We start from the raw sequence: 20,889 nt of genomic DNA, 5'->3' as shown, positions 1-20,889 counted from the left end.
GTATCAGTTGGTCGCTGTGGCCAGATCGGCATTGCCGCCCTGGCGAAAAGTAATCAGGGTCACCAGCAGCGCCAGTACCGCCAGGGCTGCTGCGGCCAGAGGCACGCTGGTCAGGCCGAAACCATGGGCGATCACGCTGCCGCCGACCCAGGCGCCGAGGGCGTTGCCGATGTTGAAGGCGCCGATATTGAGGGTCGACACCAGATTTGGCGCGGCCTTGCCGAAGGTCACCACGTTGATTTGCAGCGCCGGTACGGCGGCGAACGAGGCGGTGGCCCAGAGGAACAGGGTGATCTCGGTCGGGATCAGCGCGACGCTGGTCCAGCTCAGGACGGTGGAGACCACGGCCATGCTGATAAACACGCCGATCAGGGTGGCCGCCAGGCGTTTATCCGCCAGCTTGCCGCCAATGATGTTGCCCACGGTCAGGCCCAGGCCGATCAGCAGCAGGGTCCAGGTCACGCCTTTGGGCGACACCCCGGTGACGTCACCCAGCAGCGGCGCGACATAGGTGAAGAGGGTGAACATGGACGCGGCGAACAGCGCGGTCATGCTCAGTGACAACCAGATCCCGGCGCCCTTGAGGGCGGCCAGTTCCGAGCGCATGTCGAGTTTTTCCTCGTCGCGCTTGGCCGGCAGAAAGCGGATCAGGCCGATCAGGGCAACGACACCGATCACGGTCACGGCCCAGAACGTCGAGCGCCAGCCGGCTTCCTGGCCCAGTGCTGTGCCCAGTGGAACACCGAGGACGTTGGCCAAGGTCAGGCCGGTGAACATCAGGGCCACGGCCGATGCGCGCTTGTTGGCGGGCACCAGGCCGGCGGCAACCACCGAACCGATACCAAAGAAGGCGCCGTGGCAGAGGGCAGTGACCACTCGGGCGAACATCAGCACGTTGTAGTCACTGGCCAGCGCACACAGCAGGTTGCCGACAATGAAAATGCCCATCAGGGCTACCAGGGCAGCCTTGCGCGGCAGCTTGGCGGTGGCCAGTGCCATGAAGGGCGCACCGATGGCCACGCCCAAGGCGTAACCGGTCACCAGCCAGCCGGCGCCCGGGATCGACACACCGAGGTCGTTCGCCACATCGGGCAGCAAACCCATGATGACGAACTCGGTGGTGCCGATGGCGAAGGCGCTCAGGGCCAGGATAAGTAGCGAGAGGGGCATTGTGGGTCCTTGTCAGATCAGAGCTCTTGGCTCATTTGTTTGAGGAACAGCTGAATGTTTTCCTCATTGCGTTTGAAGAAATGCCATTGGCCGACTTTGCGGCTGCTGATCAGTCCCGCTCGTTGCAAGGTGGCGAGGTGGGCGGAGACCGTCGACTGCGACAGGCCGCAGCGTTGATCGATCTGCCCGGCGCATACGCCGTGTTCATTGCTGTGGCTCTGATCAGGGAATTCAACAGTCGGGTCTTTGAGCCAGTGAAGAATTTCTCGCCGTACTGGGTGCGCCAGGGCTTTTATTATTTCGTCGAGATCGATAGGCATGGCAGTGCTCGGTTTGGGTAAAACGTTATATCGCGATGAAGCGAACTTTAAATCGGTATTTCGCGATATACCAATATGATTTTGGTCTTAAATCATTCTTTATCGGTATATCGGGTTATAACGATGCGTGTCGCGCGGTGCTAAGCTGCGCCCATGAATTATCTCGCACATCTGCACCTCGGCGGCCAGCGCCCCGGTCAATTGCTCGGCAGTCTGTACGGCGACTTCGTCAAAGGTCGGCTGCAAGGCCAGTTCAACCCGGAGATCGAAGCCGCGATTGCGTTGCATCGCAGCATCGATACTTACACCGACAGCCACCCACTGGTGGGCGCTGCGCTGTCGCGTTTTTCCCTGACCCGCAGGCGCTATGCCGGCATTGTCATCGACGTCTTTTTCGATCACTGCCTGGCGCGCGACTGGGCTCTGTACGCCACGCAGCCGCTGGCGCTGTTCACCTCGGACGTGTACCGGGTGTTGGCCAGTGAACCGCAACTGCCGGGACGCCTGGCGCAGATCGCGCCGCATATGGCGGCCCATGACTGGCTGGGTTCCTATCGGGAGTTCGAGGTGCTGGAGCAAGTGCTGCGAGGGATTTCGCGTCGCTTGTCACGCCCGGAGGAGCTGGCGCAGGCGATGGGCGAACTGGAGCGGCTGTATCAGCCATTGAGCGAGGATTTTCGGCAGTTCTACCCGCAGTTGCAGCTGTTTGCCCAAGAACGCCTCAGGGAAACCGGCTGACCTGCCGGCTTCCCAGGAAGCGTCCTGTGACGAAGGCGCTTGCTGGCGATGCACTGGGTTGGCGCGCTAAAAACCAATTCCTCAGGCCGCCACCCATTCCTCGCCGCGCCCAACCTCAACGCCCTTGGGCACCTCGCCAAACAGCGCCTTCTGCACCGCCTGCTGCGCCTGGAAGGCCAGCGCCGCGCGTTCCTGGCCGCGACAGGCAATGGGTTTGAGCAGGTGGATTTCGACCTGGCCCTGGTCGTTGGCAAACAGGCGCATCAGGTGCGAGAGCAGATCGTCATCGCCGATAAACGGTGCCAGAGAGTCAATTTGCCCGTCACGCAGGTAACGAATGGCCACCGGCTGCAGCGCCACGTCGGCGTCGATGGCACTGGCCAGCAAACGCCCGTGAAAGGTGCGCAGGCCACGGCCATCGGTGGTGGTGCCTTCAGGGAACATCAACAGCGGATGTTGCTGCTGCAGGTGCCGGGTCATCTGCTTGCGGATCAACTGGCTGTCGCCCGCGCCACGGCGGATAAACAGGCTGCCGGCCTTGGCCGCGAGCCAGCCCGCCACCGGCCAGGTCCGCACTTCGGCCTTGGACAGGAATGACAACGGGTTCAGCGCGCCAAGCAACGGGATATCAGTCCAGGACACGTGGTTGCTGACCCACAGCATCGGCTGCCGCGGCACCTCGCCGTGTACCGTGATTTCAAAGGGCAGGGCGTTGCTCAGGCGGGCCATGAAGAAGCGCGACCAGCGCTGGCGCCGAACCATGGAATTGGCCACGCCCAGGCGTTCGAACAAGCCAAACACGGTGGCCATGCTCAAGCCCAGCGCGACCACCAGCAGCACCCGGGCAATCCGCCCGTAGACCCGTAGCCGGCTCATTACACGGCCGCCTTGAAGTGCCGGGCGTAGCGGGGGCACAACTCGTCGCGCTTGAGCAGGATAAACACGTCGGCGACCTGGAAGTCTTCGTCCCAGCACGGCTCGCCGCAGATCTTCGCGCCCAGGCGCATGTAGGCCTTAAGCAGCGGCGGCATTTCAGCGATCACGTTGGACGGGATATCGAGGCTCGGCAGCGGTTTTTTCGGTTCGGCACGCAGGTGTTCGGTGCACAGGTAGCGCTCGCGCAGGCGTTGCATGATGGCGTGGGCCTGCACGCCGCCGTCCTGCATCGGGATGCTGGCGCAGCCCATCAGGTAGCTGTAGCCGCCCTGGTTGAGCACTTCGGCCAACTCGCCCCAGAGCACGGCAATGGTGCCGCCGTTGCGGTAGGCCGGGTCGACACAGGTGCGACCGATTTCCAGGATCGGGCCCTTTAGATGCACCAGCCCGTGCAGGCTGAATTCCTCTTCGCTGTAAAAGCGCCCCAGGCTGCTGGCGGCCTGGTGGTCGAGCAGGCGAGTGGTGGCGACCAGGCGCCCGGTGTTCAGGTCACGCACACCGATATGGCTGCAGTGGACGTCATAGTCATCCATGTCCAGACCCAATTCCGCGCCCTTGAGCTTGGCGTTGAACTCGCCGCTGAAGACGGTGAAGCGCAGCGCCTGGGCTTCTTGCAGGGCGTGGGCGCCGACCAGACGTTCGGCTTGCAGGCGGCGTTCACTGCCGGTGTCGCTGATGCGGGCGATCTGAGTCATTGTGAATCTCCGTGCGGGCCGCTGACCCGCCTTGGGTTGCAGCCGATCGACTTTGTTGTGCAAAGTCAGGCTATGTAGCCCCGGTGTCATCGCCATTAAGCTTTGGTGATGCTTATATGACAGCCCAGAAGGAGCCCCCCCATGCCTTGGCCAGACCTGCTCAACTGCCGCGAACGACTGCCGGCCAACCCGGACCTGGCGGAGGGTTACGCCGCGCTGCTGGAGCACCTGGGCCCGGTCATCCCGTTCGACCTGGCGCTGCGCGGCGGGCGCTTGATGAGCAGCCCGGGGCTGGCGTTTCTGGTGGGTTACCAAGCCGCGTTGCGCGTGCTCTGGCCCAGTGCGCCGCCGAGCCTGGGCGCCTTGTGCGCCACCGAGCAGCGCAGCCTGCGCGCGGCGGACATGCAGACCCGGCTGGCGGATCTGCGCCTGAGCGGGCGCAAGGATTTCGTCACCGCAGGCGATGCCGCCGACTGGCTGCTGATTGCCGCGCGTAGCGAAGCACCCGGCGAAGATCCGCGCCTGAGCCTGGCGGTGGTCTACGCCGGCGAGCCTGGGGTCAGCGTGGAAAAACTCCCACCCCTGCCGCTGATGCCCGACATCAGCCACGGTCGCCTGCACCTCGAACACGCACTCTGCGAACGGCTGGCCGGCGATGGCTGGGATGCCTACGTCAAACCCTTTCGCAGCCTGGAGGACATCTATGTCCTCAGTGCCCTGGGCGCCTGGCTGTATGGCGTCGGCCAGGACAGCCAATGGCCGCAGGCTCTGCAATTGCAACTTCTGGCCCTGCTCGCCGGGTGTGCCGAAGCCAGCCGGCAAAATCCCTCGGCCAGCAGCACACATATTCTGCTGGGCGGGTTGTTCGCTCAGTTCGATGGGCTCAAGGTGCAGATCCAGCAGGCCTTTGCCGAAGGCTCCCAGGAGTGGGCACAGTTGTGGTCCCGCGACCAATCCGTGCTTGAGATCGCCGGCGGCGCCCGGGCCAAACGCCTGGCCAAGGCCTTGGCCGGCTTGGCGCCGCTGTCGGCATGAGGCGCTGCTGAAACTGTCATCTGCCGGGGCTAGGCTGTGCAGGTTTCCGGCCCCGGGTTTTCTGCAATGTTCAAAGGCTCGACCCTGTTGCTCACCTTGCTCTTGCTGGTCACTGTGCCGGTGCGCGCCGAACACTGGCCCGGCGAACAATGGAGCCAGGGTCCGGCAGCCAGTGGCCCGGCACTCGGTGCGCTGGAGGCCTATGCCTTCGTGCCGCGGGATGACACGACCCGTGCCGGTATTCGCACCGACGCCCTGCTGGTGATCCGCGATGGCCAGCTCATCTACGAACGTTACGCCGGGCCGACCACCGCCAACACCCCGCACCTGACCTGGTCCATCAGCAAGAGCCTGCTCGCGGTGATGCTGGGCGTGGCTTATGGCCAAGGGCGCTTTCAGCTGGAGGACAAGGCCGCGAGCTTCTATCCCGCCCTGCAACAACACCCGCAGATCAGCATGGCCGACCTGCTGCATTGGGCCTCGGGCCTGGATTGGCAGGAGGACTATGAATACGCTCCACTCAACTCCTCGGTGGTGGCCATGCTCTACACCCGCGGCCATCAGGATATGGCGGCCTTCGCCGCAGGCCATGCCGCCTTCAGCGCGCCAGGGCAGGCTTTCCGTTATTCCAGCGGCGACAGCAACCTGCTGTCTGCGGCCTTGAAGAACATGCTCGGCGCGCCCGCCTATGCCGATTACCCCTGGACCGCGTTGTTCGACCCCCTGGGAATCAGGCAGGCGGTGTGGGAAACCGATGCTGCCGGGACGTTCGTCGGCTCCTCCTATGCCTACCTGCGCGCCCGCGACCTGGCGCGCATCGGCCTGTTGATGCAGCGCGACGGGCGGTGGGGCGAGCGCCAGTTGCTGCCCAAGGCCTGGGTCGAATTCTGTCGCACGCCCTTCAGTGGCTACCAGGCCCACCAGGACGAGGCGGTGCCGGGCGCCCACTGGTGGCTCAACCGCGCCGTGCAAAGCGCCGCGCCACCCTGGCCCGATGCGCCGAGCGACACCTTTGCCGCCCTGGGGCACTGGGGCCAGGCGCTGTACATAGTGCCCAGTGAAAACCTGGTCATCGTGCGCTACGCCGACGATCGCGATGGCAGCTACCGGCACAACGAACTGCTGAAGCGGGCCCTGCTGGCGTTCGGACGGCAGGGTCGGCCGTGAGCCGTCCATGGGTTCGGCGCCGACCTGTTTCCGGCCTGCTGCTGTTGCTGCTGGCGGCGCTGCTGGCCTGGGTCTGGCATGAACGGCTGGCGCTGCGGGCATTCCCGGACATCCTCGGTGCCTACAGCGCCAAGGAGTACTGCTCCTGCCGTTATGTGATGCAGAACCCGGCCGATTATTGCCTGGGTTACGTGCGGCAATACTTGCCCCTGAGCCAATTTGTTGATGAGCCGGAGCACCGCCGGGTCACGGCCAGTGGCCTGGGACGCAGCCACAGCGCGGCCTGGATCGGCGAGCGCGAGGGATGCCGGCTGGCTCCCTGAACCACCCCACCCAAGCCTGTTCCACCCAGTGGAACCACATTTGATTGTCCTCTGATCCGGCTCGCGGTTATCTGACGCAGAGCCGTGATCACGTCTTGCTACGCCGTGAAGCGCTCCGAAAAAGAACGGGAACACACCCGACCCAAGGAGACCCAGCATGACCCGACACCCGCACATCCTGGCCTGGCTCAATGACGTCGCCAGTGAGTTGCACGCCATTCGCCAGGATATTCACGCCCACCCTGAACTGGGCTTTGAAGAGCAGCGCACCGCCGCGCTGGTGGCGCGCTTCCTGGAAGAGTGGGGGTTCGAGGTTCACACCGGCGTTGGCCATACCGGCGTGGTCGGCGTGCTGCGCAATGGCAATGGCCCCGGTCGGCTGGGCCTGCGGGCCGACATGGACGCCTTGCCGATCATCGAAAACACCGGGCTCGGCTACAGCAGCCAGCACCAGGGTTGCATGCATGCCTGTGGCCATGACGGGCACACGGCAATGTTGCTCGGTGCTGCACGTTACCTGGCAGCTACCCGCCGTTTCGACGGCACCCTGACCCTGATTTTCCAGCCGGCCGAAGAAGGCCAGGGCGGGGCCGAGGCCATGCTGGCCGATGGTTTGCTGGAGCGTTTCCCCTGCGATGCGCTGTTCGGCCTGCACAACATGCCAGGGCTGCCGGCCGGGCACCTGGGTTTTCGCACGGGGCCGATGATGGCGTCCCAGGACCTGCTTACCGTGACTATTGAAGGCGTTGGCGGCCACGGCTCCATGCCGCACCTGGCGGTGGACCCGTTGGTGGCGGCAGCGAGCATGGTCATGGCGTTGCAGACGGTGGTGGCACGCAATATCGATGCCCAGGAGGCGGCCGTGGTGACCGTAGGGGCATTGCAGGCCGGTGAAGCCGCCAACGTCATCCCGCAACAGGCGTTGCTGCGCCTGAGCCTGCGCGCGCTGAATGCTCCGGTGCGCGAGCTGATGCTCGAACGGGTCAGGGCCATCATCCGCAGCCAGGCACAGAGTTATGGCTGCACCGCCAGCATCGACCACCGGCCGGCCTATCCGGTGCTGGTCAACAGCCCGGCGGAAACCGAGTTCGCCCGCCAGGTCGGTGTGGCGTTGCTGGGGGAGCAGGCGGTCGATGGCAATACGCCGAAACTGATGGGCAGCGAAGACTTCGCCTGGATGCTGCAACGCTGCCCCGGCAGCTACCTGTTTATCGGCAACGGCCTGGCGCGGCCGATGGTCCACAACCCTGGCTATGACTTCAACGACGACATCCTGCTCACGGGCGCTGCCTACTGGGGTGCGTTGGCAGAGAGCTGGCTCAAGCCGGCCTGAGTTTTTCCTTTCTTCTGCCGCTGAACCGGGTGCCTGCCAGTGCCCGGCACTTCCCGATTGGGTTGCATGACCCACGAGCATTGAAGGAACGTCCCGATGAGCACTTCGACAGTCAGCGTTTCCCGTACCCGGCAGGTGGTTGCCGCCGTGATCGGCAACGCCCTGGAATGGTACGACTTTATCGTTTACGGTTTTCTGGCCAGCATCATCGCCCGCCAGTTTTTCCCCGCCGAAGATGAGTACGCCTCGCTGCTGATGGCCCTGGCGACCTTCGGTGTCGGCTTCTTCATGCGCCCGGTGGGCGGCATCCTCCTGGGCATCTATTCGGATCGCAAGGGGCGCAAGGCGGCGATGCAACTGATCATCCTGTTGATGACCGTGTCCATTGCCCTGATCGCCTTTGCGCCCAACTACGCCGCCATCGGCATGGGGGCGCCGCTGTTGATCGTGGTCGCGCGCATGCTCCAGGGGTTTGCCACCGGCGGCGAATATGCCAGCGCCACGGCGTTTCTGGTGGAGAGTGCGCCGGCGCATCGCAAGGGCCTGTACGGTTCATGGCAACTGGTGGGGCAATGCCTCGCGGTGTTCGGTGGCGCGGCGATGGTGGCGCTGGTGACCCGTTTGTTCTCGCCCGAGGTACTCGACCTCTGGGGCTGGCGCCTGCCGTTCCTGATCGGCCTGCTGATCGGCCCGGTGGGGTTGTGGATCCGCAAGCACATGGACGAGCCGCAAGCCTTTATCGAGGCGCGCAGGCAAGTGCGCGGCAAAGGGCCGACCCTGATGCAGGTAGTGCGTGATCATCGGCGCAGCATCCTGGTATCCATGGGCTTGTGCTGTGGCTCGACCGTGTCCTTCTATGTGGTGCTGGTCAACATGCCGACCTTTGCCCACAAGAACCTCGGCTTGCCGCTGGACCAGGTGCTGCTGGTGCAGATGCTGGCGGTGGCGCTGATGACCGTGGTGATTCCGCTGTCCGGTGCCCTGTCGGACCGCCTTGGTCGGCGCCCGGTATTGCTGGCCTTCAGCCTGGCGTTTTTTGTCATGGTGTATCCGTTGTATGTGTGGGTGGCCGCGGCGCCGTCGATCGAGCGCTTGCTGGTGATGCAGGTGCTGCTGTGCACCGCGATTGGCGGGTTCTTCGGACCGGCGCCGACCGCCCTGGCCGAGCAGTTTCCGGTGGAGGTGCGGTCCACGGGCGTATCGGTGGCCTATAACGTGGCGGTCATGGTCTTTGGCGGGTTCGCGCCGTTGATCGTGACCTGGCTCAGCAAGGTCCTGGGCACGCCGGTGGCGCCGGCTTTCTATGTGCTGTTCGCCTGCCTGCTGACCTTGTTGGGCACCTATTGCCTGCAGGAAACCCCCAGGGTAAAGAAACCCGGCGTAATGACCTATGGAGTCGAACCTTGATCAAGACCACCGAGCACCCTGGACCCTGGCACAACCCGATCGTCGAGCTGGACGCCCTGGCGCTGTCGCAGGCGATTCATGCCCGGCAGGTTTCCTGTCGCGAGGTGATGCTGGCCTATCTGGCACAGATCGAACGCTTCAACCCGCAGGTCAATGCCCTGGTGTCCTTGCGTGAGCCGCAGGTGCTGCTGGCCGAAGCCGATCAGCGCGATCGGCAGTTGGCTCGGGGCCAATCCCTGGGCTGGATGCACGGCATGCCCCAGGCGATCAAGGACCTGGCGGCGACCGCTGGACTGCGCACCAGCCTGGGTTCGCCGCTGTTCGCCGAGCAGATTCCTGCCCATGACGCCATCAGTGTCGAACGGGTACGGGCGAGCGGGGCGCTGTTGGTGGGCAAGAGCAACGTGCCGGAATTCGGTTTGGGTTCGCACACCTACAACCCGCTGTTCGGCACCACCGGCAACGCCTACGACCCGACACTCAGTGCCGGCGGCAGCAGCGGCGGGGCGGCGGTGGCCCTGGCCATGCGCATGCTGCCGGTGGCCGATGGCAGCGACATGATGGGTTCGCTGCGCAACCCGGCGGCCTTCAATAATGTCTTCGGCCTGCGCCCGTCCCACGGTCGGGTCCCCCACGGCCCGGCGCCGGAGCTGTTCGTGCAGCAACTGTCCACCGAGGGACCGATGGCGCGCAGTGTGTCTGATCTCGCCCGCTTGCTCGGTACCCAGGCCGGGTTCGACCCACGGGTACCGCTGTCGCTCAAGGAAGACGCCAGTGTGTTCAGTCAGCCGTTGACTCGTGATTTCGACGGCGTGCGCCTGGGTTGGCTGGGTGACTACCAGGGGTATCTGGCCATGGACGATGGCGTCCTGGGTCTGTGTGAAACGGCCTTGGCGGATTTTGCCGAGCTGGGGTGCGAGGTCGAGGCCTGCCAGCCGGCTTTTTCCATGGCGCAGCTTTGGCAGTGCTGGCTGGTGCATCGCCATTGGTTGGTCCAGGGTTCGATCGGGGCGTTGTATGCCGACCCGGCGAAGCGCGAGCGGCTCAAGCCTGAGGCGCAATGGGAGATCGAAGGTGCCATGGCCTTGAGCGGGGCTGAGGTTTATCAGGCCTCGCAGACCCGCAGTGACTGGTACCGGGCCTTGAGCCATTTGTTCGAGCGTTACGATTTTCTATTGCTGCCCTCGGCCCAAGTGTTCCCTTTCGATGCACGCCAGCCATGGCCGAGCGTCGTCGGGGGGCAGCCCATGGACACTTACCACCGTTGGATGGAGGTGGTGATCGGCCCGACCCTGGCCGGCTTGCCGAGTATCAGCGTGCCGATAGGCTTCAATTCGGCCGGATTGCCCATGGGCATGCAGATCATCGGCCCGGCCCAGGCTGATCGTGCGGTGCTGCAACTGGCGTTCGCCCATGAACAACTGACCCGCTGGGTCCAGCGTCGCCGGCCTGGCAATCTGCTGTAACCGCAGCGCACGGCCCACGCCGCTCGGTGGGCCCGCATCTTGCTGCATCAATGGCTTACCTATCAGGTTCCAGGGAGGTCCGAACATGGCCAGCAAGGTAGAAAGCGGTAGCGTACGTTCGGTCGAGCGCGCCTTGGCGATCCTCGAACTGCTGGGGCTGCATCAGGCCCTGGGGCTTGAAGAGCTGCACTACCTGACCGGGCTGCCCAAGGCCACCGCTTCGCGCATGTTGTTGACCTTGCAGGAGCAAGGCTGGATCTATCGTGGGCTCAGCGACCGGCGTTACCGACTGAGCGCCAAGCGCCTGTTTGGTGACAGCCAGCTGCGTTTCAAGCGGCACATGGTGGAGCAGGCCGCGCCCTGGTTGCAGGAGCTGAGCGAGCGCACCGGCCTGGTGACTGACCTGTCGTGTTTTGACGGCGAGCGGCTGGAGGTCATGGAAAGCTCGATTCCGACGGTGTTGCGCAAGCGCTACCCGAACAACTGTCAGATCGTCGGGCATTATTCGAGCCTGTTTCATTCGGCCATGGGCAAGGCCTGCCTGGCCGAACTGGAGCCGCAGCAAGTCGAACGCCTTGCTGCCCGCGAGCAAGTGCCCCTGGAAGATCAGTACCAGGCCTGCGAGCAGTCGCAGCACCAGGGGTTTGGCCAGCGTACCGAAGGTTATTGGGAGTACCCGGTGCGCCTGCCGTTCCTGATTCGCGCGGTGGCGCTTCCGATTTGGGCCGAAGGTCGGCTGGTGGGCAGTATGGCCCTGCATTGGCCGATGGATCAGGCACCGGTGGAGCGGGTGTTGAGCTTGCACATGGCCAGCCTCGCGGCCACCGTTGACGATGTGCAACGGGTATTGGCCTGAGCGCCGGTGAGTGCGTGCACTGGAGGGCTGCCGGTCTGTTCGAAAAGAAGCCGCTTGGGTCTGCGTTTGCGCATCAATGCTCGCTGCCAGGGCACGGGAAGCATTCTGCTGTTTGCAAGGCCATTCAAGCAGGCTAAGGTTCGGCTCAGGTTTATCTGCCCATGAGTGTTTATGTTCAACCCGTCCTTCCCCAAAGCCCTGGCCTTGCTGCTAATGGCGTGCGCGGCCGTGCCGGCCCACGCCGACTGGTACCTGGATAACGAGTCTTCCCGCCTGTCGTTCGTCAGCACCAAGAACTCCAGTATTGCCGAGGTGCAGCGCTTTCTCGTGCTGCACGGCAAGGTCGATGAACAGGGCAAGGCCCAGTTGCAGGTCGAGCTGGAGTCGGTCAACAGCGCCATCCCGCTGCGCGACGAGCGCGTGCGCAAAGAGCTGTTCGAGATCAAGGCCTACCCCGAAGCGGCGATCAGCGCCCAGCTCAACCTGCAACCGATCAAGGACCTGGCGCCCGGGGCGCAGATCGAGCTGCTGCTGCCGGTGACCGTCGACTTGCATGGCCAGCAGCACACCTACAACGCCGAGTTGCTGGCGACGCGCCTGGATGATCGGCGGTTTCAGGTGGTGACCCTGGAGCCGCTGGTGCTCGATGCCGAAGACTTCAAGCTGGCGCCGGGCGTCGAAACCTTGCGCAAGGCCGCGGGCTTGTCGGCCATCAGTTTGTCGGTACCGGTGGGTGCGGTACTGATCTTCACGGCGCGCTGACATGGTCGGCGCGGTGTTTCCCTGGCGTGAAGGCAACCGTTTCGAGTTGCTGATCGACGGCCCGCGTTTCTTTCCGCGGATGCTGGCGGCCATCGATCGTGCCACCGAGCAGGTCGAGCTGGAGCTGTACCTGGTGGAAGCGGGGGCCTGCGCCGAAGCCATGGTCCAGGCCCTGGTGCACGCCGCCGAACGTGGGGTACGGGTGCGCTGCCTGTTCGATGACTACGGCAGCCTGGCCTTTACCCTGCGCTTGCGTCAGCGCCTGACCGGGGCCGGGGTTGAGTTGCGTTTCTACAATCGCCTGAGCTGGCGCCGGGGGGGGCGCAACCTGTATCGCGATCACCGCAAGCTGCTGCTGGTCGACCAGTCCCTGGCAGTGGTGGGCGGCACCGGGGTCACCGATGAGTTCTGGGACCCGGAGGCCGATCACAGCGAGTGGCATGAAGTCATGGTCGAGATCGTCGGCCCGTTGGTGCTCGACTGGCAGATCCTGTTCGATCGACAGTGGCTCGCCAACCCCCACCGCACGGCCTGGAAACCCGCCGCGAATTTCGGTTTGCAGCGCTTGCCGAAAGTCCCGGCGCAGGGCGAGGGCATGGGCCGGGTGGCCTACGCCGATGCCCGTCAGCATCGGGATATTTTGCATTCGTTGATTCGTGCCCTGAACAGCGGCCAGCGGCGGATCTGGCTGGCGACCCCGTATTTCCTGCCGACCTGGTCGGTGCGCCGTTCGTTGCGGCGGGCGGCGGCGCGAGGTGTCGATGTGCGGCTGCTGCTGACCGGGCCACGGACTGATCACCCTTCGGTGCGCTACGCCGGGCATCGCTACTACCCGAGGTTGCTCAAGGCGGGGGTGAAGATTTTCGAGTATCAGCCGTGTTTCCTGCACCTGAAGATGGTGCTGGTGGATGACTGGGTGAGCATTGGTTCCTGCAACTTCGACCACTGGAACCTGCGCTTCAACCTGGAAGCCAACCTCGAGGCCCTGGACCCGCCACTGACCGGGGCGGTGACCGCGAGTTTCGAGGCCGACTTTGCCCAGAGCCAGGAAGTCAGCCTCGAAGCCTGGAAGCAGCGACCGCTGTGGCGCCGTATCAAGCAACGCATCTGGGGCTGGGTCGACCGGCTGGTGGTCAATATGCTCAATCGTCGGAGTTGAGCACGTTGCCTGCGAATAACACGGCGCCCACTCCGGATTATCGCGGCGCCCTTTCGGGCCAGCGTCCGAACGCGGCCCGAGCCTGGCGGCAGCGGCTACAGAGTCAGAGCAGTTCGAAGCTCTGTTGTTTGACGTCCTGTGAGTCCAGGCCGATCTGCACGTTGAAGTCACCCGGTTCAGCCGCGTACTTGAGTTGGGCGTTGTAGAACTTCAGGTCGTCCTCGGTGATGGTGAAGTGAATGGCTTTCTCTTCACCGGCCTTGAGCATGATTTTCTGGAAGTTCTTCAGTTCCTTGATCGGCCGGATCATCGATCCCGCCACGTCCTGGATATACAGCTGCACCACGGTCTCACCGTCGCGCTTGCCGGTGTTTTTCACCGTCACGCTGGCGTCGAGCTTGCCGCTCTTGTTCAGGGTGGTGGAGGACAAGGCCATGTCCGACAGGCTGAAGCTGGTGTAGCTCAGGCCATAGCCGAACGGGAACAGCGGCCCGGTGGTGTCATCGAAATACTGCGAGGTGTAGTTGCCCGGCTTGCCTGGGGTAAACGGCCGGCCGATGGTCAGGTGGTTGTAGTAGGTCGGGATCTGTCCGACCGAGCGCGGGAAGGTGATCGGCAGCTTGCCCGACGGGTTGTAGTCGCCGAACAGCACGTCGGCAATCGCATTGCCGCCTTCGGTGCCGCTGAACCAGGTTTCCAGAATCGCGTCGGCCTGTTCGTTTTCATCCAGCAACGACAGCGGACGGCCGTTCATCAGCACCAGCACCAGGGGTTTGCCGGTGGCCTTGAGGGCCTTGATCAGCTCACGCTGGCTGGCCGGGATGTGCAGGTCGGTGCGGCTCGACGATTCGTGGGACATGCCCCGCGACTCGCCCACGGCGGCTACGACCACGTCCGAGGCCTGGGCGGCTTTCACCGCTTCGTCGATCATCTGTTGCGCCGAGCGTGGATCGTCCACCACTTCCGGTGCGTCGAAGTTGAGGAAGTTGAGGTAGTCGACCACCTTCTTGTCGGCGGTGATGTTCGAGCCGCGAGCGTAGATCAGGGTCGCCTTGTCGCCCAGGGCGCGGCTCATGCCGTCGAACAGGGTCACCGATTGTGCCGGCACGCCAGCGGCGGCCCAACTGCCCATCATGTCGATCGGCGCCTTGGCCAGCGGGCCGACCAGGGCGATTTTCGCGGTCTTGGCCAGGGGCAGGGTTTCGCTGCGGTTCTTCAGCAGCACCAGGCTGCGGCGAGCCACATCACGGGCTTCGCTGCGGTGCAGGCGACTTTCGGCATTGGTGTCGGCCGGGTCATCCTCGGCCTTGCCGATGCGCAGGTAGGGGTCCTTGAACAGGCCCATGTCGTACTTGGCGCCGAGCACCTCGCGCACCGCGTTGTCGATATCGCTCTGGGCGATTTCCCCGGACTTGAGCAGCCCCGGCAGTTCCTTGCCGTACAGCGAGTCATTCATGCTCATGTCGATGCCGGCCTTGATCGCCAGCTTCGCGGCTTCACGTCCGTCCTTGGCCACGCCGTGGCGGATCAGTTCGATGATCGCGCCGTGGTCGCTGACCGCCAGGCCCTTGAAGCCCCATTCCTTGCGCAACAGGTCCTGCATTAGCCACATGTTGGAAGTGGCCGGCACGCCGTTGATCGAGTTCAGCGCGACCATCACCCCACCGGCCCCGGCGTCGATCGCGGCACGGTACGGCGGCAGGTAGTCCTGGTACATCTTGACCGGGCTCATGTCGACGATGTTGTAGTCGCGCCCACCTTCCACCGCGCCGTACAGGGCGAAGTGCTTGACGCTGGCCATGATGCTGTCGGCGGCGTTCGGGCTCACGCCCTGGTAGGCCTTGACCATCACCTTGGCAATGCGCGAGACCAGGTAGGTGTCTTCGCCGAAGCCTTCGGAAGTCCGGCCCCAGCGCGGGTCGCGGGAGATATCGACCATCGGCGCGAAGGTGATGTCCAGGCTGTCGGCGCTGGCTTCCTGGGCGGCAATGCGCCCGGACAGGCCAATGGCTTCCATGTCCCAGCTCGAGGCCAGGGCCAGGCTGATGGGGAAGATGGTCCGGTGGCCGTGGATCACGTCATAGGCGAAGAACATCGGGATCTTCAGCCGGCTGCGCATGGCTGCGTCCTGCATCGGCCGGTTTTCCGGGCGGGTGATAGAGTTGAACGTGCCACCGATACGGCCGGCGGCGATTTCCTTGCGGATCAGCTCGCGAGGCATTTCCGGGCCGATGCTGATCAGGCGCAACTGGCCGATCTTTTCGTCGAGGGTCATCTGCTGTAGCAGGTTGGCGACAAAGGCGTCCTTGTCTTGCAAGGCCGCGCCCTGGGCCGGCTGGTTTTGCACGGTGGCCACCGAGGTCGCGGCCAATACGGGGTGACTGGCCAGGCTGATCAACAGGCCCAGCAAACACAGCTTCTTCATGAATATTGTTCTCAAGGGCTAAAGCCGACACCGGTGAGACGGGTCGAACAGCCGAAATTTAGGGAGCGCCTATTGTTGTTCGGATAAATACCGCACACTTCTGAACTCTTTTTTGCGCTGGGCATCTTTTAGCCCATCAGCCCGATGCATTCCAGTGGCGCAGGCAGTTTTTGCCCACAGGATGTGTGAAACCGGGCAAAAGCTTCATCTCAATCAGGTTGTGCAAGGAGCCCCACCCATGAACATCACCCAACGCCTGCGTTCGACCTGGCCCGTCGCCGTTTTGTTGCTGCTCTCCAGCCTGCTCAGTGGCTGCGGCATCAACAACATTCCGACCCTCGACGAGCAGGTAAAAGCCGACTGGGGCCAGGTGCAGAACCAGTACCAGCGTCGCGCCGACCTGATTCCCAACCTGGTGGAGACCGTCAAGGGTTACGCCAAGCACGAGGAAGACACCCTGACCGCGGTGATCGAGGCGCGATCCAAGGCAACCTCGATCCAGGTCGATGCCTCGACCCTGGACAACCCGGAAAAACTCAAGCAATTCCAGCAGGCCCAGGATCAGTTGAGCGGTGCACTCAGCCGGCTGATGGTGGTCTCCGAGCGCTATCCGGATCTCAAGGCCAACCAGAACTTCCTGGCCCTGCAATCCCAGCTCGAAGGCACGGAAAACCGTATTGCCGTGGCCCGTCGCGACTTCATCCTGGCGGTGCAGAAGTACAACACCGAGATCCGTACATTCCCCGGCCGCCTGTGGCACAGCATGATGTACAGCGACCTGCCGATTCGTGAAACCTTCGAGGCCACCAGCCCCGACGCCGACAAAGCACCGCAAGTCAAATTCTGATGGGCCGCTTGCCGCGCGTGCTGCACGGTGTGCTGCTGGCGCTGGCGCTGCTGACCAGTGGTGCAATCGCTGCCGAACTTGAGGCCCCGGCCAAAAAACCGGGGCTGTATTTGCGCAAAGCCGCTCCTGAACCGGTGCCCGAGCCGGCGCCGCGAGATGAAACGCCTGCGCCCCTGGAAAGCCTGTTTCCCGAGTTGAGCGGGCGGGTGGTGGATGGCGCAGGCATGCTCGGCTCCACCAGCATCCGCTACCTGGCGCCGTTGCTCGCGGCCCATGAACAGCGCACCGGCGACCAAGTGGTGGTGGTCACCCTCGACAGCCTGCGCGGCAACAGCATTGAAGCGTTCGGCGTGCAACTGGGGCGGCATTGGGGCCTTGGCCAGCGGGACCTGAACAATGGCGTGCTGCTGATCGTCGCCCGCGCCGAGCGCAAGATGCGCATCGAGGTGGGCTACGGGCTTGAGGGCCTGCTGACCGATGCCCTGGCTTCGCAGATTATTGCCGGCATGGGTCAGGACTTTGCCCGGGGCGAGTTCGCCCAGGGGATCATCAACGGGACCCAGGCTATTCTGGACACCTTGGGTCGGCCAGCGATGGCCAGGGTCGAAACCTACCAGGAGCAGCTCAAGAGCGAGCGCCGCGAGGATTTTTTCCTGTTTGGCTTGCTGGCGGTGGTCCTCGGGTTGCTGTTTCTGTTGTTGCGTCAGGTGGTGGATATCGAGTTTGTCCGGGGCAAGTATCAACCGGGCGTCTCCAGGCGTTCTTCGAACAGCAGCAGCCGTGACAGCGCTTCTGCCAGTACGGGCAGCTATGAGGGCTCAAGCGGTTCGGCAGGTTCCAGCGACAGCGGCGACAGCCTGCGCTCCGGCGGCGGCAGTTTTGGCGGTGGCGGAGCGTCCGGCAGTTGGTAACGGCGATCACGAAAGGACGAGGTGCTGATGCGAGCAATTAAAGTGAGCCTGGTGCTGTTGCTCTGGGTGCTGGCGGTGACGGCCCGGGCCGAGCTGAAGTTCCCGGAGTTGAGCGGTCGGGTGGTGGACGACGCGCAACTGATCGAGCCGGCGGTTCGAGCCTTCCTGACCCAGGAGCTGCAAGCCCACGAACAGGCCACCCGCGAGCAGTTGGTGGTGGTGACTGTGCCCAACCTGCAGGGCGCCCGGATCGAGGACTTTGGCTACTTGCTGGGGCGCCATTGGGGCATCGGCCAGAAGGACAAGAACAACGGCGCGCTGCTGATCGTGGCCCGCGACGAACGCAAGCTGCGCATCGAGGTGGGCTACGGCCTGGAGGACCGGCTGACGGACGCGCAGGCCTCGGTGATCATCAACCAGGTGATCACGCCCGCGTTCAAGGCCGGCGACTTCAGCAAAGGCATCAAGGACGGTGTGGCCGCCATGTTGCTGGTGCTGGGCGGTACGCCGCTGGAGCAGGCGAGCACGGCCTACGACTCGGGCTCCGATGACGGCGTCAGTGACAAGGATTTTGTCGAGCGGCACTCGTTCTTTTTCATCTTCCTGGTGATGCTGTTTATCCTCGCGCTGATGGTTTTGCAGTTCCTCGGGATCTTGCCCAGCGGCGGTGGCCGAGGAGGTTCCAGCGGTGGCTCAAGCAGCGGCGGGTTCAGCGGCGGTTCGGGTGGCGGCTCAAGCGGCGGTGGTTTCAGTGGCGGGGGCGGCAGCTTCGGCGGCGGTGGCGCGTCGGGCGGTTGGTAACCAACAATAATCAGCGAGTATTGGACGACATGGCATTACTGAGTGAATACGAACAACGGCAGGTCGCCGAGGCGATTGCCCGGGTCGAGCAGCAGACCGACGCCGAGCTGGTGACCGTGCTCGCCGCCCGCGCTGATGATTACGCCTATATTCCGCTGCTCTGGGCCAGCCTGTTGGCGCTGATCGTGCCCGGGGTCATCCACCTGTTCGGCTGGATGGGCACCTACACCTTGCTGCTGACGCAATGGGCGACCTTTATTGTGCTGTGCCTGGTGTTTCGCATTCCCAAGGTCACCACCCGCCTGATCCCGCGCTCGGTCCGCCACTGGCGCGCGTCGAACCTGGCCCGCCGGCAATTTCTCGAGCAGAACCTGCACCACACCGTGGGCAGCACCGGGGTGCTGATTTTCGTCTGCGAGGCTGAGCGCTACGTGGAGATCCTGGTGGATGAAGGAATCTCCCGGCGCCTGCCTGACCAGACCTGGGCGCCGCTGGTGGCAGCCTTCACTCAGCAGGTGAAGCAGGGCCAGACCTTGCAAGGCTTTATCAACTGCATCGACGCTTGCGGCGAATTACTTAAGGTCCACGTGCCGGTGACCCAGGTGCGTAATGAACTGCCCAATCGCCTGGTGGTGCTGGGTTGAATCGATTGTCGGTGGTTTATGGTTCGAAAGTAGTAGGCGGGGGCTGTTTGCAGTAAGCATTGATTAAACGGCAATAGTTCCTGCCAGGCGGGCTATTGCCGGTTGCCAGGCTGATAAAAGTGCAATGCTTTTCAGGCCGGTGTAATGCCGTTAATTACGACTAAAGTAGTAAAAATAGTAGTCCCCGAGTTCAGGCACTTCTTCCCACATTTGAATACCACCATCCGGCATGGCCTGGATTCAAACCTATATCTGCCGACTTTTTTCTGTGTTGTAACAAGCAGGAAACACATCTTTTCTTATTCGATAATTGAATATAAAAGTAAAAAATAATATTAGAGCGGAATAAGTGTAGTCGTTATCCTGTGCTCCGCAGGGCGTCGTTGAGCGGTTGCCGCCGCTGGACCCATCCATTGCGCGGCGGCCTTTCCTGGTTGTCGCTACTCGAACCCGAGTTGTCCGTATCGGTTAAAGATAGGGAGGGAGCAGCCGGGAATTAATCATCGAGTTCGGAGTGGGTGTCTTGCAGATCGGTCTTCTTATTATTGAAGTTGCCCAGGGCGGCGCAACTTCGCAGTGAGTGTGCCGAGGTCGATTAGTCACGTGTTTGTATCGGGTAACTGCCGGGGAACTTAGTGTTTCTTCAATGGCGGCCAGGTGGCTGTGTGCTTGCTGTTTACGGTCTGTGACGGTTTTTTAACTTAAGGGTTTGGGGGATTAATGAATATTCGTAAAAAAGCCGTATCGAGCCTGGCGCTCCTGACGCTGGCGTTGGCCGGGGCGAGCATGGCCCATGCCGCGCAGCCGAGCGTGCGCATCGGCTATCAATTGCCATTGACCGGCAACACCGCCCAATACGGGCAGGACTTCAAGGCCGCCGCTGAAATCGCCCTCAAGGAGTTCAACGCGTCGGGTCGGATCCCGGTGCCAGTTGAAATCGTGTTCGAAGACTCGCGGTCCGATGCCAAGGAGGCCGTGTCGATTGCCCGCAAGTTCGCCGACGACCCGAGCATTGTCGGGGTCCTGGGGGATTTCACCTCGACGGTGTCGATGGCCTCGGCGCAGGTGTACAAGCGTGCCGGTCTGTCGCAACTGTCCCAGACCGCTTCCCATCCCGACTACACGAAAATCTCCAAGTGGCAATTTCGCAACATCACCAACCAGGACCAGGAGGGGCCGTTCAACGCGGACTGGATCGCGTCCCAGGGTTTCAAGAAGGTCGCGGTGATTGGTGAGCAGACCGATTGGGGTCAGTCAGCAGTGCAGGCATTTGAGAAAAAGGCCAAGGAAAACGGGATCGAGGTGGTCTTTTCCGAGTACTTCAACCGTGGCATTCCCGATTTTCGTTCGCTGATTACCAAGGTCGACCGGGTGCACCCCGACGCCATCTACGGCGCCATTTTCTACGAGGACGCGGCGCAGTTTCTCAAGCAGCTGCACCAACTGGGGGTCAAGGCCCCGGTGTTCTCCAGTTCGGCGGCCTACAACGAGCAACTGATCAAGCTGGCGGGTAAAGACGCCGATGGCTTGCGCCTGACCTCGACCTTCCTGCCAACCGTGGATGCGGAAAACGTGCGCCACTTCGTGACCGCGTGGAAGGCCGTGCGCAACGGCGAGGAGCCCGGACAATTCCCGGCCCAGGCCTACGACGCCACCAACATCATGCTCGCCGCCGTGGCGCGGACCTACCCTGACGCCACGCGCGACAAGGTGCGCCAGGCGCTGGCAGAGACCAAGGACTTTCCCGGGGTCACCGGTTCCACCACCTTTGATGCTGACCGCGAGCCGCACAAGTCCCTGGTCAAGGTTGAAGTCGTGAACGGCAAATTCGAGCCCTCGGCGTACTGATCGGTCGCCGGCAATCCTTGCATTCAACTGTGTGGAAACACCCAGG

Annotated in this window: 20 protein-coding genes; 15 read left to right on the top strand and 5 right to left on the bottom strand. The window is 63.2% G+C overall.

Features of this window, described 5'->3' with window-relative positions:
• Nucleotides 1-3: 3 nt before the first annotated feature.
• Both ACOZJV_RS14185 and ACOZJV_RS14180 read right to left on the bottom strand, forming a co-directional pair.
• Nucleotides 4-1,170: an MFS transporter gene (locus ACOZJV_RS14185; protein WP_421547902.1), complete on the bottom strand. Its 1,167-nt coding sequence runs from the start codon at nucleotides 1,168-1,170 to the stop codon at nucleotides 4-6.
• A gap of 17 nt (nucleotides 1,171-1,187) precedes the next feature.
• Nucleotides 1,188-1,490 carry an ArsR/SmtB family transcription factor gene (locus ACOZJV_RS14180; RefSeq protein WP_020299051.1) on the bottom strand — a complete coding sequence of 101 codons (303 nt, stop codon included), beginning with the start codon at nucleotides 1,488-1,490 and terminating at the stop codon, nucleotides 1,188-1,190.
• Between the two features lie 153 nt (nucleotides 1,491-1,643).
• Between ACOZJV_RS14180 and ACOZJV_RS14175 the strand changes: the two genes are divergently transcribed.
• A complete protein-coding gene (locus tag ACOZJV_RS14175) occupies nucleotides 1,644-2,228 on the top strand; it encodes an ACP phosphodiesterase (protein ID WP_421547901.1) in 585 nt (194 codons plus the stop codon).
• Nucleotides 2,229-2,309: 81 nt separating this feature from the next.
• On the opposite strand, the gene ACOZJV_RS14170 is transcribed toward ACOZJV_RS14175, so the two are convergent.
• Both ACOZJV_RS14170 and olsB read right to left on the bottom strand, forming a co-directional pair.
• Nucleotides 2,310-3,104 carry a lysophospholipid acyltransferase family protein gene (locus tag ACOZJV_RS14170; RefSeq protein WP_078470193.1) on the bottom strand — a complete coding sequence of 265 codons (795 nt, stop codon included), beginning with the start codon at nucleotides 3,102-3,104 and terminating at the stop codon, nucleotides 2,310-2,312.
• The gene (gene olsB / locus ACOZJV_RS14165) at nucleotides 3,104-3,859 is read right to left on the bottom strand and encodes an L-ornithine N(alpha)-acyltransferase (RefSeq protein ID WP_078470194.1); all 756 of its coding nucleotides are present in this window, start codon (nucleotides 3,857-3,859) and stop codon (nucleotides 3,104-3,106) included. Before olsB ends, ACOZJV_RS14170 begins: the two co-directional genes overlap by 1 nt.
• A gap of 141 nt (nucleotides 3,860-4,000) precedes the next feature.
• Here olsB and ACOZJV_RS14160 point away from each other — a divergent pair, with 141 nt between their 5' ends.
• The 9 genes from ACOZJV_RS14160 to ACOZJV_RS14120 all read left to right on the top strand — a co-directional run bounded on the left by ACOZJV_RS14160 (nucleotide 4,001) and on the right by ACOZJV_RS14120 (nucleotide 13,367).
• Nucleotides 4,001-4,894 carry an acyl-CoA dehydrogenase gene (locus tag ACOZJV_RS14160; protein WP_421547900.1) on the top strand — a complete coding sequence of 298 codons (894 nt, stop codon included), beginning with the start codon at nucleotides 4,001-4,003 and terminating at the stop codon, nucleotides 4,892-4,894.
• A gap of 66 nt (nucleotides 4,895-4,960) precedes the next feature.
• Complete coding sequence (locus ACOZJV_RS14155) at nucleotides 4,961-6,061, top strand: serine hydrolase domain-containing protein (protein ID WP_421547899.1); 1,101 nt, start codon at nucleotides 4,961-4,963, stop codon at nucleotides 6,059-6,061.
• Nucleotides 6,058-6,384, top strand: a complete 327-nt coding sequence (locus ACOZJV_RS14150; protein WP_421547898.1) for an amidase — start codon at nucleotides 6,058-6,060, stop codon at nucleotides 6,382-6,384. Before ACOZJV_RS14155 ends, ACOZJV_RS14150 begins: the two co-directional genes overlap by 4 nt.
• A 157-nt stretch (nucleotides 6,385-6,541) precedes the next feature.
• Nucleotides 6,542-7,717: a M20 aminoacylase family protein gene (locus tag ACOZJV_RS14145; RefSeq protein ID WP_421547897.1), complete on the top strand. Its 1,176-nt coding sequence runs from the start codon at nucleotides 6,542-6,544 to the stop codon at nucleotides 7,715-7,717.
• 96 nt (nucleotides 7,718-7,813) lie between these two features.
• On the top strand, nucleotides 7,814-9,124 hold the full coding sequence (locus ACOZJV_RS14140) for a citrate-proton symporter (protein ID WP_201129780.1): 1,311 nt from the start codon (nucleotides 7,814-7,816) through the stop codon (nucleotides 9,122-9,124).
• Nucleotides 9,124-10,590 carry an amidase gene (locus tag ACOZJV_RS14135; RefSeq protein ID WP_421548321.1) on the top strand — a complete coding sequence of 489 codons (1,467 nt, stop codon included), beginning with the start codon at nucleotides 9,124-9,126 and terminating at the stop codon, nucleotides 10,588-10,590. The genes ACOZJV_RS14140 and ACOZJV_RS14135 overlap by 1 nt, the downstream gene beginning before the upstream one ends.
• A gap of 85 nt (nucleotides 10,591-10,675) precedes the next feature.
• On the top strand, nucleotides 10,676-11,446 hold the full coding sequence (locus tag ACOZJV_RS14130; protein WP_201129782.1) for an IclR family transcriptional regulator: 771 nt from the start codon (nucleotides 10,676-10,678) through the stop codon (nucleotides 11,444-11,446).
• A 171-nt stretch (nucleotides 11,447-11,617) separates the two neighbouring features.
• Nucleotides 11,618-12,208, top strand: a complete 591-nt coding sequence (locus ACOZJV_RS14125) for a YceI family protein (protein ID WP_078470201.1) — start codon at nucleotides 11,618-11,620, stop codon at nucleotides 12,206-12,208.
• A gap of 1 nt (nucleotide 12,209) precedes the next feature.
• Nucleotides 12,210-13,367, top strand: coding sequence for a phospholipase D-like domain-containing protein (locus tag ACOZJV_RS14120; protein ID WP_078470202.1), 1,158 nt, complete (start codon nucleotides 12,210-12,212; stop codon nucleotides 13,365-13,367).
• A 103-nt stretch (nucleotides 13,368-13,470) separates the two neighbouring features.
• Here the strand turns inward: ACOZJV_RS14120 and bglX are convergent, their stop codons facing one another.
• A complete protein-coding gene (bglX, locus tag ACOZJV_RS14115; protein ID WP_421547896.1) occupies nucleotides 13,471-15,792 on the bottom strand; it encodes a beta-glucosidase BglX in 2,322 nt (773 codons plus the stop codon).
• Between the two features lie 238 nt (nucleotides 15,793-16,030).
• Here bglX and ACOZJV_RS14110 point away from each other — a divergent pair, with 238 nt between their 5' ends.
• The 5 genes from ACOZJV_RS14110 to ACOZJV_RS14090 all read left to right on the top strand — a co-directional run bounded on the left by ACOZJV_RS14110 (nucleotide 16,031) and on the right by ACOZJV_RS14090 (nucleotide 20,843).
• The gene (locus ACOZJV_RS14110; protein WP_078470204.1) at nucleotides 16,031-16,639 is read left to right on the top strand and encodes a LemA family protein; all 609 of its coding nucleotides are present in this window, start codon (nucleotides 16,031-16,033) and stop codon (nucleotides 16,637-16,639) included.
• Nucleotides 16,639-17,550, top strand: coding sequence for a TPM domain-containing protein (locus ACOZJV_RS14105; protein ID WP_421547895.1), 912 nt, complete (start codon nucleotides 16,639-16,641; stop codon nucleotides 17,548-17,550). The genes ACOZJV_RS14110 and ACOZJV_RS14105 overlap by 1 nt, the downstream gene beginning before the upstream one ends.
• Before the next feature lie 27 nt (nucleotides 17,551-17,577).
• Nucleotides 17,578-18,351 carry a TPM domain-containing protein gene (locus ACOZJV_RS14100; protein WP_078470206.1) on the top strand — a complete coding sequence of 258 codons (774 nt, stop codon included), beginning with the start codon at nucleotides 17,578-17,580 and terminating at the stop codon, nucleotides 18,349-18,351.
• A gap of 29 nt (nucleotides 18,352-18,380) precedes the next feature.
• A complete protein-coding gene (locus ACOZJV_RS14095; RefSeq protein WP_078470232.1) occupies nucleotides 18,381-18,995 on the top strand; it encodes a TPM domain-containing protein in 615 nt (204 codons plus the stop codon).
• A gap of 720 nt (nucleotides 18,996-19,715) precedes the next feature.
• The gene (locus ACOZJV_RS14090; protein ID WP_421547894.1) at nucleotides 19,716-20,843 is read left to right on the top strand and encodes an ABC transporter substrate-binding protein; all 1,128 of its coding nucleotides are present in this window, start codon (nucleotides 19,716-19,718) and stop codon (nucleotides 20,841-20,843) included.
• Nucleotides 20,844-20,889: the final 46 nt, after the last annotated feature.

The organism is Pseudomonas sp. QD4 (assembly GCF_049199125.1).
In the GTDB taxonomy this organism is placed as follows: Bacteria; Pseudomonadota; Gammaproteobacteria; order Pseudomonadales; family Pseudomonadaceae; genus Aquipseudomonas.
This window is presented reverse-complemented; position numbering and strand designations above follow the sequence as displayed.

Coding starts and splice junctions, on each gene's coding strand:
- ACOZJV_RS14185 (WP_421547902.1), bottom strand. CDS start 1,170: ATGCCCCTCTCGCTACTTATCCTGGCCCTGAGCGCCTTCGCCATCGGC.
- ACOZJV_RS14180 (WP_020299051.1), bottom strand. CDS start 1,490: ATGCCTATCGATCTCGACGAAATAATAAAAGCCCTGGCGCACCCAGTA.
- ACOZJV_RS14175 (WP_421547901.1), top strand. CDS start 1,644: ATGAATTATCTCGCACATCTGCACCTCGGCGGCCAGCGCCCCGGTCAA.
- ACOZJV_RS14170 (WP_078470193.1), bottom strand. CDS start 3,104: ATGAGCCGGCTACGGGTCTACGGGCGGATTGCCCGGGTGCTGCTGGTG.
- olsB (WP_078470194.1), bottom strand. CDS start 3,859: ATGACTCAGATCGCCCGCATCAGCGACACCGGCAGTGAACGCCGCCTG.
- ACOZJV_RS14160 (WP_421547900.1), top strand. CDS start 4,001: ATGCCTTGGCCAGACCTGCTCAACTGCCGCGAACGACTGCCGGCCAAC.
- ACOZJV_RS14155 (WP_421547899.1), top strand. CDS start 4,961: ATGTTCAAAGGCTCGACCCTGTTGCTCACCTTGCTCTTGCTGGTCACT.
- ACOZJV_RS14145 (WP_421547897.1), top strand. CDS start 6,542: ATGACCCGACACCCGCACATCCTGGCCTGGCTCAATGACGTCGCCAGT.
- ACOZJV_RS14140 (WP_201129780.1), top strand. CDS start 7,814: ATGAGCACTTCGACAGTCAGCGTTTCCCGTACCCGGCAGGTGGTTGCC.
- ACOZJV_RS14130 (WP_201129782.1), top strand. CDS start 10,676: ATGGCCAGCAAGGTAGAAAGCGGTAGCGTACGTTCGGTCGAGCGCGCC.
- ACOZJV_RS14125 (WP_078470201.1), top strand. CDS start 11,618: ATGTTCAACCCGTCCTTCCCCAAAGCCCTGGCCTTGCTGCTAATGGCG.
- ACOZJV_RS14120 (WP_078470202.1), top strand. CDS start 12,210: ATGGTCGGCGCGGTGTTTCCCTGGCGTGAAGGCAACCGTTTCGAGTTG.
- bglX (WP_421547896.1), bottom strand. CDS start 15,792: ATGAAGAAGCTGTGTTTGCTGGGCCTGTTGATCAGCCTGGCCAGTCAC.
- ACOZJV_RS14110 (WP_078470204.1), top strand. CDS start 16,031: ATGAACATCACCCAACGCCTGCGTTCGACCTGGCCCGTCGCCGTTTTG.
- ACOZJV_RS14105 (WP_421547895.1), top strand. CDS start 16,639: ATGGGCCGCTTGCCGCGCGTGCTGCACGGTGTGCTGCTGGCGCTGGCG.
- ACOZJV_RS14100 (WP_078470206.1), top strand. CDS start 17,578: ATGCGAGCAATTAAAGTGAGCCTGGTGCTGTTGCTCTGGGTGCTGGCG.
- ACOZJV_RS14095 (WP_078470232.1), top strand. CDS start 18,381: ATGGCATTACTGAGTGAATACGAACAACGGCAGGTCGCCGAGGCGATT.
- ACOZJV_RS14090 (WP_421547894.1), top strand. CDS start 19,716: ATGAATATTCGTAAAAAAGCCGTATCGAGCCTGGCGCTCCTGACGCTG.